This is a genomic window from Listeria grandensis (genome assembly GCF_014322885.1).
GTDB classification, from domain to species: Bacteria; Bacillota; Bacilli; order Lactobacillales; family Listeriaceae; genus Listeria_A; species Listeria_A grandensis.
The window spans coordinates 217,785-233,073 of record NZ_JAASUG010000006.1; the positions used below are offsets into that span (position 1 = coordinate 217,785).

Sequence of the window (15,289 nt, forward strand, 5' to 3'; positions counted from 1 at the left end):
CTTAACCCCTTTTCCAGCGCGTACCTTGAGCCGTATCTTCCAATATAATCTGCTTTTCCTTCAACATATCCCGAATCGCATCTGATCTGGCGAAATCCCGCGCATTACGCGCTTGAATCCGCTCCTCAATCAAATCCTCGATCTCCTCATCCGTCAAACTCTGATCTGCCACATCTATATCCAACTTAAAGCCAAGTACGTCCGCAAACAATGTCATCATCCCTAAAAATTCTCGCAAAACCGTAATCGAAATCCGCTCATTCGTCAAATAAATATTGGCCCGTTTCGCCAGTTCGAAAAAGACCGAAATCGCATTCGCCGTATTGAAATCATCATCCATCTCATCTTCAAACTGCTGAATCAATTCCGTTAACTGCTCCAACCAGTCATCCTCTTCCGGCGTCCCCGTGTAATCCTCTTCCGCAACCTGAATGCGGTGGTCCACATTTTGATAAGCCGTCCGCAAACGATCCAAACCATTTTCCGCGTCCTCTAAAAGTGCCTCACTATAAGAAATAGGCCGACGATAATGTACAGATAGCATGAAGAACCGTACCACATTAGCATTGTGCTTTTCCAAAACCTCATGTAACGTAATAAAATTCCCCAACGACTTCGACATTTTCTCTCCATCGATGTTCATATAACCATTATGCATCCAATAATTCGCAAACGGTTTCCCAGTAAGCGCCTCTGATTGAGCAATTTCATCCTCATGATGCGGAAAAACCAAATCTTGTCCACCAGCGTGAATATCGATCGTGTCCCCTAAGTATTTACGCGCCATCGCCGAGCACTCAATATGCCATCCCGGACGCCCGTCACCCCAAGGGCTCTCCCATGAAATCTCACCAGGTTTCGCCGCCTTCCACAATGTGAAATCAAGCTGATCTTCCTTACGCTCATTAGCCTCCACACGAATCCCATGCTGCAATTCCGCGATTGGTTGCTGCGATAATTTGCCATAGCCATCGAATTTTTTCGTCCGGAAATACACATCGCCTGCCGACGCGTAAGCATATCCTTTTTCAACTAGCGCATCAATAAACGCAATAATATCATCCATATCCTGCGTCACCCGTGGATGCACATTCGCATCACGCACATTCAACTGCCTTACATCATCAAAATAAGCTCCAATAAAGCGTTCCGCAACTTCCGGTACCGAAAGCTCCAACTCATGTGCCGCGCGAATCAATTTATCATCCACATCCGTAAAATTCGATACAAAATGCACATCAAAACCACGATAAGTCAAATAACGGCGCACCGTATCAAACACAATAATCGGCCGCGCATTCCCAATGTGAATATAGTTATAAACAGTAGGCCCACAAACATACATTTTGACCTTCCCATCTTCCAGCGGCGTAAATGCCTCCTTCTCACGAGACAATGTATTAAAAATTTGCAAAGTCATTGTTCATCTTCTCCTTTTCGTGTACTCTTTTTTATTTTTTCAAGCTCTATTTCCATTTCCATAAGTCGTCGTTTCATTTCCGCAATTTGCGGTTCCGTATGTTGCGTCACGCGCCCATTTAATCGCACCACTTTCGCTGGAACACCAACAACCGTCGCGCCCAGCGGCACATCCTTTATGACCACCGCACCAGCGCCAACTTTGGCATTCTCACAAATCGTGATTGGCCCAAGAATCTTAGCGCCTGCAGAAATCAAGGCACCGTTTTTCACCGTCGGATGGCGCTTTCCCTTATGCTTTCCGGTTCCACCAAGCGTCACCCCATGAAAAAGCACCACATCATCGCCAATCTCAGCCGTCTCACCGATTACAATGCCAGCCCCATGATCGATAAAAAGCCGCCGTCCAATCGTCGCCCCAGGGTGAATCTCCACATTCGTCAAAAAGCGCGCAATCTGCGACAACCATTTCGAAAACACAACCATCCCGTGCCTATAAAAAAAGTTCGCAAAACGGTGCCACCAAATCGCGTGCAGCCCTGGATAATTCAAAAACGTATCCACATAACCACGCGCTGCCGGATCATTCTCCAATACCGCTTTCATATCTTCTTTCATGCGACTAGCCATCATAATCCCCCCCTTATCTACCCTGAATTAAACACAAAAAAGACCCCCGATACAGAGGCATCCGCGGTCCCACTCTGGTTCAGATTTGGCAGTCCATTCTTGATTTATCTACGTGAAAACACCTTTCGGCGATCCCTTCTTAAAAAAGTTGGTCGCCCCTCGCTTGTTTCACGTTAAGAATTTGTACCTAAACCTATCTCATTTTGAATAACGGTCAATCGCCGCTTTGTGATACTGCAATTTTCCCACAAAGATTCCGAGATGCATTTCAGAATAGGCGTACTAAGCCACTTTCAGCCTTTCGTAGCTCTCTCTACAAAGCCGCCATATTTCCTACTTCTTCCCATCAACATTTTAACTTATTAATCCCCATTGTACCACAGAGCACGCCCACCGTCATTAAAAATTACTTCTAAAATCAGCTTCCTATTTCGCCAGTTCCGCAAGCGTATCCCCAGCAATTCGATACACCGTCCAATCCTCCATCGGTTCGGCTCCCATCGTCAAATAAAAATCAATGCTAGACTGATTCCAGTCCAGACACCACCACTCTAAACGTCCACATCCACGCTCTACCGCAATCTCCGCCAAACGTTTCAAAAACGCCTTACCAAAACCTTTCCCGCGTAATTCCTGCCTAACATAAAGGTCTTCCAAATAAATACCACCTCGACCAAGAAATGTTGAAAAATTATGAAAAAACAGAGCAAAACCAACAGCGTCTCCCTCATATTCTCCGATAATAACTTCCGCCTTCTCTTTATCGAAAAGCCATTCTTGCAAATCCGCTTCTGTTGCAACGACCTGGTCAAGCATTTTTTCATAGTCCGCCAATTCCTTTATAAATCCTAAAATCAATGGTATATCTTTTTCTACTGCGTATCTAAATTCTAATGCCATCTCAATTCCCCCACATATCGATTCGCTACTATTTCTATAGCGCCACTTTATTATACATTAAATTCTGATAATGCAAACAAAAAAACAAGCCACATTTTCTTTGCGACTTGTTCTTCGTGTAGAGGATTTTTAATGCGTATTACTTTACGTTCAAGAATTGTGTGCTGACATAACCGGTTTGACCCTTATAGATTACTTTGCTCCATCCGTAGTCATCTTTCACAAATGTAACTTTCTCACCTTTTTGTAGCGTACCTAAGATCTTTGCATTTTTACTTTCATTAGCACGAACGTAAACTGCTGATTTGGCTGTTACCGTCTTTGTTGTTACTTTCGCTTCTGAGGTCTTTACTGCTTTTTTCTTTGCTGGTGTTGCCACTTTCGGTACTACTGCTTTTTTGGCTGGTACTGCTTTTGCTTTACCCACTTGTTGACCAGGAATATTTAAGAAACGCGTTCCGACATAACCAGTCTTACCTTTATAAGTAACCTTACTCCAGCCATAGTTGTCTTTCACGAAATAAATTTTTTCACCTTTTTTCAGTGTGCCGAGTACTTTAGAGTTAGTAGATTCACTAGCACGCACATTCACCGCGGATTTCACTGTTACCATTTGTGGTTTCGCTGTGTAATACGTTGTTTGCGCTGCATCTGCCGTAAACGCTCCTGCTGCTACTGTTGTAAAAGCTAATGTCAAAGCCAATCCTGTTGCTGCCACCATTTTAACTGTTTTACCGCTCATTACATTGCTCATCATAAATCTCTCCTTTGAGTTGTATTATTCATTAATAAGTGCAAATTTCCTTTGTTTTCTAAGGGGCGCCCTTTCGATATCTTTATACTACATCAAAATTATTACGAAGTCAATACTTTTATTACAATTAAATTACTAACGGTTAACCGAAATAAAATAAAACGTTGATATAAAAGCGTTTATCCTCAAAATTATATTACGCTACCGTTTCCTATTTGTAATATAATTGTAACAAAAAAAGAACCTACCCTAAATCGGATAAGTCCTTTTATCATGCTATTTTGCTTCGTTCAAACGATTTTCTAAACGGTTTACTACTTTTTCTCGACCAAGAACCTCAATGGATTGTGGTAATTCTGGGCCATGCATTTCGCCAGTAACTGCAATCCGAATTGGCATGAATAGTCCTTTTCCTTTTGCACCTGTCGCTTTTTGCACACGTTTGATTGCTGCTTTTACCTCATCTGCTGCAAACGGCTCAATCGTTGCCATCTCTTCTTTAAATGCCGCTAAAACTTCGGGAACTTGTTCTCCCGCCAAAACTTCTCCCTCTTCCTCGTCAAACGTCACATCATCCGTGAAGAACATCTTCGAGAGTTCTACGATTTCCGCGCCGTAACTCATTTGTTCATGATATAGAGAAACAAGATTTCGAACCCAAGCTAATTCTTGGGCATCCGCAGTTGCTGAAACAACCCCAGCCTTCACTAAATGCGGCAAACTCAAATTCACTACTTGATCTAGATCTAATTTTTTCACGTATTGGTTGTTGACCCATGTTAATTTGTGCGTATCGAACAAAGCTGGAGATTTCGACAAACGCTTCGGATCGAAAATTTTGATAAACTCGTCTTTCGAGAAAATCTCCTCTTCGCCTTCTGGTGACCAACCAAGCATCGCAATAAAGTTAAACAACGCATCTGGTAAATAACCTAAATCTTTATACTGCTCGATAAACTGAATAATCGACTCATCACGCTTACTTAATTTACGCTTACTTTCGTTCACAATCAGCGTCATATGCCCAAATACAGGCGGTTCCCAACCGAACGCTTCATAAATCATCAACTGCTTTGGTGTATTGGAAATATGGTCATCTCCACGTAACACATGCGTCATTTCCATCAAATAATCATCTACCGCCACAGCAAAATTATAGGTTGGAATTCCGTCTTTTTTCACGATAACAAAATCACCGATACCGTCTGATTCGAATGATACATCACCTTTGACCATATCATTAAATGTATACGTCTTACGAGGTTGTACCGCATAACGAATGCTCGGTTCTAGGCCTTGCGCTTCTTTTTCCGCGCGTTGTTCTGCTGTCAAATGACGACATTTTCCGCTATAACGAGGCATCATGCTATTCGCTTTTTGCTCCTCGCGCTCGGCTTCCAGCTCTTCTGATGTACAGTAACACTTGTACGCCTTGCCTTCTGCGAGGATTTGCTCAATCAACGGGTTGTATAAATCTTGACGCTCACTTTGACGGTAAGGACCGTATTCGCCGCCTTTATCTACGCCTTCATCCCAATCCATACCAAGCCATGCCAAATTCTCTAACTGGCTCGACTCACCGTTCTCAATATTTCTTTTTAAATCCGTATCTTCAATGCGAATCACAAAATCCCCATTATTATGTCTTGCAAATAAGTAATTAAATAACGCCGTACGTGCATTCCCAATATGCAAATGCCCCGTCGGACTTGGTGCATAACGTACGCGCACCTTCTTAGCTTCACTCATGTTTACCACTCCTTTATTTTTCTAAAAGTACAACAGCTAGGCTTGCAATTCCCTCGCCACGACCTGTAAATCCTAATTTTTCCGATGTTGTTGCCTTCACGTTCACCTGTTCTGGCGTCGCGTGCAACAACTCCGCAATGCGCACTTTCATCGCATCCACATAAGGCGCCATCTTGGGCTTCTCTGCTATAATCGTGCAATCAATATTGCCAAGCTTATAGCCATCCGCCATGATTTCCGTCCAAACTTTCGTCAAGAGCTCCGCCGAATCCGCGTCCTTATAAGCCATATCCGTATCCGGGAAAAAATGACCAATATCGCGTTTGCCAACAGCACCAATCACAGCATCCGTCACCGTGTGTAGCAACACATCCGCATCACTATGTCCAAGTAAGCCCTTCTCGTACGGAATCTCAATCCCGCCAATAATCAACTTACGACCTTCCACTAACTGGTGCACATCATATCCTTGCCCCACTCGAATCATGCTCGATTCCTCCATTTCTCCTGCAAAATCGCTTCCGCAAAAGCAATATCCTCTGGCGTTGTCACCTTGATATTATTGTAACTTCCCTCAACCATGTGAACCGTCACACCAAGTCGTTCTACAAGGCACGCCTCATCCGTCCCTAAAAATTTCGCTGCAGCCGCTATCTCATGCGCCTGTTTTAAAATCTCCGTTCGAAAAGCTTGCGGCGTCTGTACTTGCCATAGCACCGAGCGGTCAATGGTCTCTTCAATCATCCCATTTTGCACTCGTTTCATAGTATCCTTGACTGGCATTCCACAAATTGTTGCCCCATGAACCGCAACGTCCGTGAGTAGTCGATCAATCATCGCCTGTTCTACAAAAGGTCGCGCCCCATCATGCACCAGCACCACGTCCGCTATCTCGCCACATTCCGCAAGTCCCTTCGCAACACTATACTGCCGCTCCGATCCTCCCGTTACGATCAAAATTTCCTTTTGCACGTGCAGCCCATCAATCATCCTGTGCACATAATCCAACTCATCCTCTTGCGCCACAACGACGATCCGGCAACACTTGACATCCTCTAAAAACGTTCGAATCGTATGGATAAACAAAACATCACCAGAAATGTCCAACCACATTTTATTTCCGTCCAACTGCATTCGTTTCCCTTGCCCCGCGGCCAAAAGAATCAATTCATATTTCATCCAGCATTACTCCTAAAGTCCAAATTAAGCCGGTTTCGCAAAAATCATCCGACCCGCCGAAGTCTGCAACACACTCGTTACCTCCACCTGAATCGTCTCATTAATAAACTTACGACCATCCTCGACAACAATCATCGTTCCATCGTCCAAGTAAGCCACACCTTGATTGTGCTCCTTACCATCCTTCACAACGAGAACCGTCATTTTCTCACCCGGCAACACGACAGGTTTCACCGCATTCGCCAAGTCATTAATATTTAAAACCGCGACGTTCTGAAACTCACAAACCTTGTTCAAGTTATAGTCATTCGTCACGACTTTCCCTTGCATCACTTTTGCCAGCTTCACAAGCTTGCTATCCACTTCCGAAATCTCCTCAAAATCGCCCTCATACATCTCGACCCTGATTGATTCCTCTTTTTGCAGTCGATTCAAAATATCCAGACCACGACGACCGCGCGTCCGCTTTAATGTATCCGACGAATCCGCGATATGCTGCAACTCCGCCAAAACAAACAATGGAATCACAATCGTCCCATCAAGGAATCCCGTCGCCAAAATATCCGCAATCCGACCATCGATAATAACACTCGTATCCAAAATCTTATATTCCCGAGCCGCCGTAGCCTCCTCTTTCACTTCCTCAGGAGTTTTCTTTTTCACACCGCGGTTCGCAAATAAGTTCCCCCATTCATTCCGCCGGCTAATCCCAACCCGGAAGCCCAAATAACCTAGCACCAACGTTAAAATTACCGGTACCACTGAATTTAAAATCGGGATTTTCGTCTGATTCAGCGCATTACCTGCAAAAAAAGCAATAACTAAGCCAATCATAAGCCCCAGACCGCCATAAATAATCACTGTATTGGAAGTTTTCGTAAGACCATTTTCCAACCAGTTCAGCGCGGCAACCACATACTTCACCGCCCAAAAAGTAATAAGATAAAATATAAGTGCACCAACCAAAGCGTCTGTATAAGGATTATTAATGACAAAAATATCGTTCACGCCAAGTGTTATCCAAAGCTCAGGAAGCGTAAACACACCGATCGTACCGCCAATAATCATAAAACAAATTCTAATTACCCATTTCAGCATTATTTCTCCTCCTTTCTCCTATTTTTTTATGTCCATACCCCTTCATTCTACACTAACAAAAGCCCATACCGCAATTAAAACGGGACTGTTTTGGCAAAATAACAGTCCCACATAAAAATTATTTTGGTAAAGCCTTGTTCAGCGCGTCAGAAAGTGTCGAAACCCCCACAATACTAACATCTTTCGGGATCTTCCATTCCCCTTGATTATTCATCGGTATAAAAATCCGCTTAAAGCCCAGTTTCGCAGCCTCCTGCACACGTTGTTCAATCCGCGACACCCGTCTAATTTCACCAGTCAAACCAATCTCACCAATAAAACAATCCGTACTTTTCGTAGGTTTATCGTTATAACTCGACGCAATACTCACCGCCACTGCTAAATCAATCGCCGGCTCATCTAGCTTCACGCCGCCCGCCGCCTTCAAGTACGCGTCCTGATTTTGAAGTAAGAGTCCGACACGCTTCTCAAGCACCGCCATGATCAGCGATACCTTATTATGATCCATTCCAGTCGCCATCCGCTTCGCATTTCCAAACATCGTCGGTGAAATAAGCGCCTGTATTTCCACTAAAATCGGCCGTGTCCCCTCCATCGAAACGACAACCGTTGAGCCCGAAGCCCCATCCAATCGTTCCTCCAAGAAAACCTCCGACGGATTCGCGACTTCAACCAGCCCAATATCACGCATCTCAAAAATACCAATCTCATTCGTCGATCCAAACCGATTTTTAACCGCTCGCAAAATCCGGTAGGCATGATGCCGCTCCCCTTCGAAATAAAGCACCGTATCCACCATATGCTCTAACATTCGCGGACCCGCAATCGCGCCCTCCTTCGTCACGTGACCAACGATAAACACCGCAATGTTTCCACCTTTTGCAATCCGCATCAATTCCGCCGTACACTCCCGAACCTGCGACACACTCCCCGCCGCACTCGTCACATCCGGATGATACACCGTCTGAATCGAATCAATAATTACAAAATCTGGCTTCACCTGCTGAATCGTTTGCTGAATCGCCTCCAGATTCGTCTCCGCGTACACATACAAATTATCTCCCGTCACGAGCAACCGCTCCGCGCGTAATTTCGTTTGCTTCACCGATTCCTCACCAGAGATATACAACACTTTTTTTCCAGTCATCGTGAGTTGCGCCGAAACTTGTAACAGCAAAGTCGATTTCCCGATTCCCGGATCGCCGCCAACAAGTACCATCGAGCCCTGCACCACCCCACCACCAAGCACCCGATTGAGTTCTGGCATCTGCGTCAAGAACCGCGGTTCATTATCGCTCGTTATCTTCGTAATAGGCACTGCCGCAGCAGCCTCATCCGTATGTGTAAACGATGACCGTCCCTTTTTCGTTGGCTCAAGCATTTCCACCATTTGATTCCAAGCCCCGCAATTCGGACATTTCCCCATCCACTTCGGCGACTCATATCCACATTCCTGACACATAAATTTCACACTACGCTTCGCCTTCGCCATTCTCAAATCACCTTCCAATTTTTCATATCTGTCCCTATTCTACCACACTTCCCCCCACAAAAATCACCCATCTTCAAAATTCCATTCACAAAAAAGGAAGGCCATCACGCCCTCCAATTTCCGCACTATTTCAATGATATACCTAGCGTTAGATTTGCCTTACTTATTTCGCGGATCTGGAATTAACCCTACCAATGGATGCGGCACGTACAATTCTTCCAGATAGCCCATCTCAGACGCCGATAACTCCAAATCAAGTGCCGCAACAGCACTCTCCAAATGACTCTCTTTCTGCGCACCAACAATCGGTGCAACAACTTGATCCTTATTCAACAACCAAGCAAGGGCAATCTTATCCCGCGTCACACCACGATTCACTGCAACTTCCGCCAATCGCTCCACAATCCCGCGATCCGCTTCCATCATCCCATCATATTTTGAATGCTGCACCTGATCCGTCTCCGAACGCAGGCTCGTTTCCGACCAATCACGCGTCAAACGACCAGAAGCAAGCGGACTATACGGCGTCAACGCAATTTTCCCATCCCGACAAAACGGCACCATCTCACGCTCCTCCTCCCGATAAATCATATTATAATGATTTTGCATCGAAACGAATTTCGTCCAACCATTGCGTTCTGCTACATACTGCGCCTTCTGGAATTGCCACGCATACATCGCACTCGCCCCAATATACCGAACTTTTCCCGACCTCACCACATCATGTAGCGCCTCCATCGTCTCCTCAATCGGCGTATCATAATCCCAACGATGAATAATATACAAATCCACATAATCCGTCCCCAACCGCTCCAAGCTATGATCAATCTCACTCAAAATCGCCTTGCGCGAAAGCCCGCCACCGTTCGGCTGCCCAGGACGCATTATCTGGTGTACTTTCGTTGCCAACACAATATCATCCCGATTCGCATAATCTTTCAAGGCCTTGCCAAGAATCTTCTCACTCTCGCCCATCGAATAAACATTCGCCGTATCAAAAAAATTAATCCCTAAATCAAGCGCTTTCTTAATCACCGGCCGACTATGCTCCTCATCCAAAACCCACTTATGCGTCCATTTTTCCACATCGCCAAACCCCATCGCACCCAAACAGATTCGCGAAACATCCATGCCCGTATTCCCAAATTTCATATATTCCATCTATCTATCCCCTCCAAAAAGTTATGCCATCCAGTTCAGTATAAACCTTAAAGTCCACTCCAACACAAGCAATATGCCTAAACAAAAAAGCGATGAAAATCCAGTTTCAGATTCTCATCACTTTTCAAAAATTCATTTACTCCGATTTAGCAGGTTTAGCCGTCTTTGTTTTAGGTTTCGCCTTCGCTTTTGCCTTCGTAGCAGTTGTCGTCGTTTTCTTCTTAGGAGTAGCGGCTTTCTTCTTCGCCTTCACCGTAACCGTTAATTCATCAGCTTTAGTCCCAATAACGACCGTATCGCCAACTTTAACCGTTCCACGCAACAACTCTTCCGACAAACGATCCTCCACATTTTTCTGGATTGCCCGTTTCAGAGGACGCGCACCATACTCTGGATCATAGCCATCCTTCGCAATTTTAGCCTTCGCACTCTCCGTCAAACTAACATGAATATTGCGTTCGCCAAGACGCTTCGTCAACTGTTCCGTAAGCAATGTCACGATTTGTTTCAATTCCTTATCATCCAACGAATGGAAAACAATCGATTCATCAATCCGGTTAATAAACTCTGGTCGGAACGCTTTTTTCAACTCCTGCAACATCCGGTGTTGCATCGCCTTATGATCCTTCGTCATATCAGAAACATTGAAGCCAACAGATTTATCATCCTTCAGTTCTTGCGCCCCAATATTGGATGTCATAATAATAACCGTATTTCGGAAATCAACAACACGACCTTTAGAATCCGTCAAACGCCCATCATCAAGCACTTGCAGCAACATATTAAACACATCTGGATGCGCTTTTTCAATTTCATCTAAAAGTAGAACCGAATAAGGTTTTTGGCGAATTTTCTCCGTTAGCTGCCCGCCCTCTTCATAACCAACATAGCCTGGAGGAGCCCCAACAAGACGCGCCGTCGAGAATTTCTCCATATACTCCGACATGTCAATACGAATCATCGCTTCCTCATCACCAAACATCGATTCGGCAACCGCACGCGCCAATTCCGTTTTACCAACACCTGTAGGTCCCAAGAAGATAAACGAGCCAATCGGGCGCTTCGGATCCTTCAGACCAGCACGAGCACGTCTCACAGCTAGCGAAACCGCCTTAACAGCCTCTTCTTGACCAATCACGCGCTTATGAAGTAAAGACTCCATATTCAATAATTTATCGGTCTCCGTCTCGCCTAGCTTCGTCACAGGAATACCCGTCCAACTCGCCACCACCTCAGCGACTACCTCTTCTGTTACCTCACTATTATCTTGGCCTTGTTTCGCATGCCAATCCTTTTTCTTCTCCGTAAGCTCACGTCTTAACTTCTGTTCTTTATCGCGCAACGATGCCGCCTTCTCAAACTCTTGCCCTTGCACAGCCGCATCCTTCTCTTTTTTCAGTTCCGCTAAATTCGATTCCATTTCCTTCACATTTGCAGGCGTCGTATAAGCCTTTAAGCGCACCTTCGAACCAGCCTCATCAATCACATCAATCGCTTTGTCCGGCAAGAAACGATCCGAAATATAACGATCCGACAATCTCACTGCCGCCTCAACCGCAGCGTCCGTAATTGCAACCCGATGATGCGCCTCATAACGATCCCGAAGCCCCCGCAAAATTTGAATCGATTCATCCACAGTTGGCTCCTCCACACGAATTGGTTGGAAACGTCTTTCAAGCGCAGCATCCTTTTCAATGTACTTCCGATACTCATCAAGCGTTGTCGCACCAATACATTGCAGTTCCCCACGAGCAAGCGACGGTTTCAAAATATTCGACGCATCAATCGCCCCTTCTGCACCACCAGCACCAATCAGCGTATGCAACTCATCAATGAACAAAATAACATTTCCCGCTTGGCGTATCTCGTCCATCACTTTTTTCAAGCGATCCTCAAACTCACCACGGTATTTCGTTCCAGCAACAACCGTACCCATATCAAGCGTCATCACACGTTTCCCGCGCAACGTCTCCGGCACCTCATTACGAACAATCTGTTGCGCCAACCCTTCCGCAATCGCCGTTTTACCAACACCAGGTTCCCCAATCAAAACCGGATTATTCTTCGTCCGGCGACTAAGCACCTCAATCACACGCTGAATCTCCTTCGAACGCCCAATCACAGGGTCCAAATTCTCTTCCCGCGCAATCACCGTCAAATCTCGCGCCAAGCTATCCAAAGTCGGCGTCGCTTGCGTATTCGTCGAGCGACCAGAAGCCGCCCCATCGCCACCACCAAGCAATTGCAATACCTGTTGACGCGCCTTATTCAAGCTCACACCAAGATTTCCAAGCACACGAGCCGCAATACCCTCACCCTCACGAATCAAGCCAAGCAAAATATGCTCCGTCCCAACATACGTATGGCCAAGTTTACGCGCCTCATCCATCGACAACTCAATCACTTTTTTCGCACGCGGCGTATATTGAATCGTTTGAACGGCCGTTTCACCCTCACCGATCAAACTCTCTACTTCCTTTTGCACCTTGTCCGAACTAATTCCAAGTTCGTATAACGCCTTCGCAGCAATACCCTCACCCTCACGAACCAGTCCCAACAAAATATGTTCCGTCCCTAAATTGCTATGTTTCAATCTCATAGCCTCTTCCTGTGACAAAGCCAATACCTTCTGCGCTCTTTGTGTAAATCTCCCAAACATCATGGTAGTTTCCTCCTCTAATTTTCGAAGCCTAGTATGTATCCAAAATTTCTCGGATAGCCGCAGCCCGAATCACTTTTTCTTCCAATTCATTCATATCCCGCTGCGCAAACTTTCGTAAAAAAGCTGGTTGCGAAAATAATACCAGTTCATTGACCTTTTGACTAGGTATATGCTCAATATATCCCATCTGCACGCCAAGTCGTAAATCAGAAATAGCGTCCGCTGCCTCTTTCTGCGCCAATATCCGACTATGTTTCAGCATCCCATACGCTCTGAAAATTCTGTCCTCCATCACGATATGGAACTTTTGTTTCAATTTGGTTCGGCAAACCCGTTCCTGCATAATTACCTGCTCCATCACATCCGACAAATCCTGCACAATCTCAAGTTCCGTCTTCCCCAATGTCACCTGATTTGAAATTTGAAAAATATTGCTCGCAGGCCGACTTCCCTCCCCATACATTCCTCTTACCACAAAACCATACCTTCTAATCGCTTCTATCGTTTTTTGTAATTGTTTTGTTGCGACTAATCCCGGCAAATGCACCATCACTGAAGCCCTAAGTCCCGTTCCAACATTCGTCACACACGTTGTCAAATACCCCAAACGCTTGTCGAAAGCATACGCCATGCCAGCCTCAAACCTATCATCTAACCGAAAGGCATCTTCCAAAACTTGTTCTAGCTGTAATCCCGGCGCCATGCACTGAATTCGAATATGATCCTCCTCATTAAACATCACACTAGCCGTCTCATCCTCACGAATCATCACCGCACCAAAACCATGCCGACGCATCATCTCTGGGCTAATCAAATGCCGTTCCACCAGCATCCCGCGCTCAAGCAAAGACAAGTCCCCCATCTCTAAAAATGGAAAATCCTCATCATTCCCAAACACTTCACGAACACGTTCCAGCAACTCCAACCCCGCCCCAGAAAAATTCCAACCTTTAAAATTCCGAGCTAGCCGCACACGCGAACTAATTACGACATCACTTTCCGGACCAACCTTTTCCAACCAAGAACTGAGCACAGGCTCAAATAGCCTCTCATTCCTCATCCAAACCAGCTCCATCCTCTTTCAAAGCCCTAATCTGATCTCGAACAACAGCCGCATCCTCAAACGCCTCCTCAGCAACCAGCAAAGTGATCCTATCTTGCAACACTCTCAACTGCTCCTTCCCCGCCAGAACACCCCTTTCAGCTAAAGGAACCTTGCCAACATGTCCTTTATTCCCATTTTGTGCTCGTTCTATCATCTGCATCAACTTCCCATCAAAACACTCATAACAATGCTCACATCCCAATTTCGAAGACTCCATCACAGCCTGTAAAGACATTCCACAATACTCGCATTCAAGAAGCGCAATATCATTTTCTGGCGTCTTCTGTAGCAAGCTCAAGAAATCAATGTTATTCTCCGTCACCTGTTCCTCCATATAAGCCATACTCTGCGCTTCCGCACACCCCTTACACAAAAATACCGAGAAGGTCTGGCCATTAAACTCATGCCTAATTTCAATATTCGCCTCATTTTCCCCACAACTCTGACAAATCATAAAACGCCTCCTACTCATATTTCAATGCATCGAGCATAGCCTCAAGCATCCGACTTCGTATAATGTCACGATCAGGAAGTGGCATAGCAATAACATTCCTATCCATTGCAGCCAACATCAATCGTGCCTCCCTCTTAGATACAACTTCCTCTTCAAGCAATCGAAGCAACACATCCTCCGCAAAATTCTGCGACACCTTCTTCTCATGTACCATCACAATAATCGCATCTAGCAGTTGCAGTTTATCATTCATCTTCACTTTAATAATCCTAATATAACCGCCACCACCACGTTTACTCTCCACCAAATACCCACGTTCCATCGTGAAACGAGTATTAATCACATAATTAATCTGAGACGGCACACACTGAAACTGGTCCGCCATCTCACTGCGTTTTATCTCAACAGCTTCACTTGCCTCCAGCACTTGCTTCAAATACGCCTCAATAATATCCGATATATTTTTCATAAGGATGCACTCCTTTCAACACACTGACTTTGACTATTTTTGACTTTAATTATACTAAAAAAAAGAGCCTAATTGCAAAGAATTAGCCCTTTAAAAAATAAAAAAACCAAACAAAAAATGTTTAGTAATTTTAAAATATGTACATTGCCCGGCGACGACCTACTCTCACAGGGGGAAGCCCCCTACTACCATCGGCGCTGAAAAGCTTAACTTCCGT

The 15,289-nt window shown here is 45.1% G+C and carries 13 protein-coding genes, 1 rRNA gene and 1 pseudogene; all 15 read right to left on the bottom strand.

The genetic code is table 11. The features are described 5' to 3' along the window. Nucleotide 1: 1 nt before the first annotated feature. The gene (gene cysS, locus HCJ54_RS10190) at nucleotides 2-1,420 is read right to left on the bottom strand and encodes a cysteine--tRNA ligase (RefSeq protein WP_187137543.1); all 1,419 of its coding nucleotides are present in this window, start codon (nucleotides 1,418-1,420) and stop codon (nucleotides 2-4) included. Then, nucleotides 1,417-2,049 carry a serine O-acetyltransferase gene (cysE, locus tag HCJ54_RS10195; protein WP_187137563.1) on the bottom strand — a complete coding sequence of 211 codons (633 nt, stop codon included), beginning with the start codon at nucleotides 2,047-2,049 and terminating at the stop codon, nucleotides 1,417-1,419. Before cysE ends, cysS begins: the two co-directional genes overlap by 4 nt. Nucleotides 2,050-2,475: 426 nt before the next feature. Further along, entirely contained in the window at nucleotides 2,476-2,949 is a 474-nt protein-coding gene (locus HCJ54_RS10200; RefSeq protein ID WP_187137544.1) for a GNAT family N-acetyltransferase, read from the bottom strand. A gap of 139 nt (nucleotides 2,950-3,088) precedes the next feature. Then, on the bottom strand, nucleotides 3,089-3,706 hold the full coding sequence (locus HCJ54_RS10205; RefSeq protein WP_187137545.1) for an SH3 domain-containing protein: 618 nt from the start codon (nucleotides 3,704-3,706) through the stop codon (nucleotides 3,089-3,091). 273 nt (nucleotides 3,707-3,979) lie between these two features. Further along, the gene (gene gltX / locus HCJ54_RS10210; RefSeq protein WP_187137546.1) at nucleotides 3,980-5,452 is read right to left on the bottom strand and encodes a glutamate--tRNA ligase; all 1,473 of its coding nucleotides are present in this window, start codon (nucleotides 5,450-5,452) and stop codon (nucleotides 3,980-3,982) included. 13 nt (nucleotides 5,453-5,465) lie between these two features. Next, a complete protein-coding gene (ispF, locus tag HCJ54_RS10215; protein ID WP_185409858.1) occupies nucleotides 5,466-5,939 on the bottom strand; it encodes a 2-C-methyl-D-erythritol 2,4-cyclodiphosphate synthase in 474 nt (157 codons plus the stop codon). Further along, nucleotides 5,914-6,631, bottom strand: a pseudogene (gene ispD, locus HCJ54_RS10220) (2-C-methyl-D-erythritol 4-phosphate cytidylyltransferase). Before ispD ends, ispF begins: the two are co-directional and overlap by 26 nt. 24 nt (nucleotides 6,632-6,655) lie before the next feature. After that, nucleotides 6,656-7,729, bottom strand: coding sequence for a PIN/TRAM domain-containing protein (locus tag HCJ54_RS10225; protein WP_187137548.1), 1,074 nt, complete (start codon nucleotides 7,727-7,729; stop codon nucleotides 6,656-6,658). A 118-nt stretch (nucleotides 7,730-7,847) separates the two neighbouring features. Further along, nucleotides 7,848-9,221 carry a DNA repair protein RadA gene (gene radA, locus HCJ54_RS10230; RefSeq protein WP_185409856.1) on the bottom strand — a complete coding sequence of 458 codons (1,374 nt, stop codon included), beginning with the start codon at nucleotides 9,219-9,221 and terminating at the stop codon, nucleotides 7,848-7,850. 159 nt (nucleotides 9,222-9,380) lie between these two features. Next, entirely contained in the window at nucleotides 9,381-10,382 is a 1,002-nt protein-coding gene (locus tag HCJ54_RS10235) for an aldo/keto reductase (protein WP_187137549.1), read from the bottom strand. A 136-nt stretch (nucleotides 10,383-10,518) separates the two neighbouring features. Next, the gene (locus HCJ54_RS10240; RefSeq protein ID WP_187137550.1) at nucleotides 10,519-13,044 is read right to left on the bottom strand and encodes an ATP-dependent Clp protease ATP-binding subunit; all 2,526 of its coding nucleotides are present in this window, start codon (nucleotides 13,042-13,044) and stop codon (nucleotides 10,519-10,521) included. Nucleotides 13,045-13,072: 28 nt separating this feature from the next. Continuing rightward, the gene (locus HCJ54_RS10245) at nucleotides 13,073-14,104 is read right to left on the bottom strand and encodes a protein arginine kinase (RefSeq protein WP_187137551.1); all 1,032 of its coding nucleotides are present in this window, start codon (nucleotides 14,102-14,104) and stop codon (nucleotides 13,073-13,075) included. Beyond that, a complete protein-coding gene (locus HCJ54_RS10250; RefSeq protein ID WP_187137552.1) occupies nucleotides 14,094-14,603 on the bottom strand; it encodes a UvrB/UvrC motif-containing protein in 510 nt (169 codons plus the stop codon). The genes HCJ54_RS10245 and HCJ54_RS10250 overlap by 11 nt, the downstream gene beginning before the upstream one ends. Before the next feature lie 10 nt (nucleotides 14,604-14,613). Further along, nucleotides 14,614-15,072 (bottom strand): CtsR family transcriptional regulator, encoded by a 459-nt coding sequence (locus HCJ54_RS10255; RefSeq protein WP_036067760.1) that lies wholly within the window; start codon nucleotides 15,070-15,072, stop codon nucleotides 14,614-14,616. 146 nt (nucleotides 15,073-15,218) lie between these two features. After that, nucleotides 15,219-15,289 (bottom strand): 5S ribosomal RNA (gene rrf, locus HCJ54_RS15720); the annotation flags it as partial.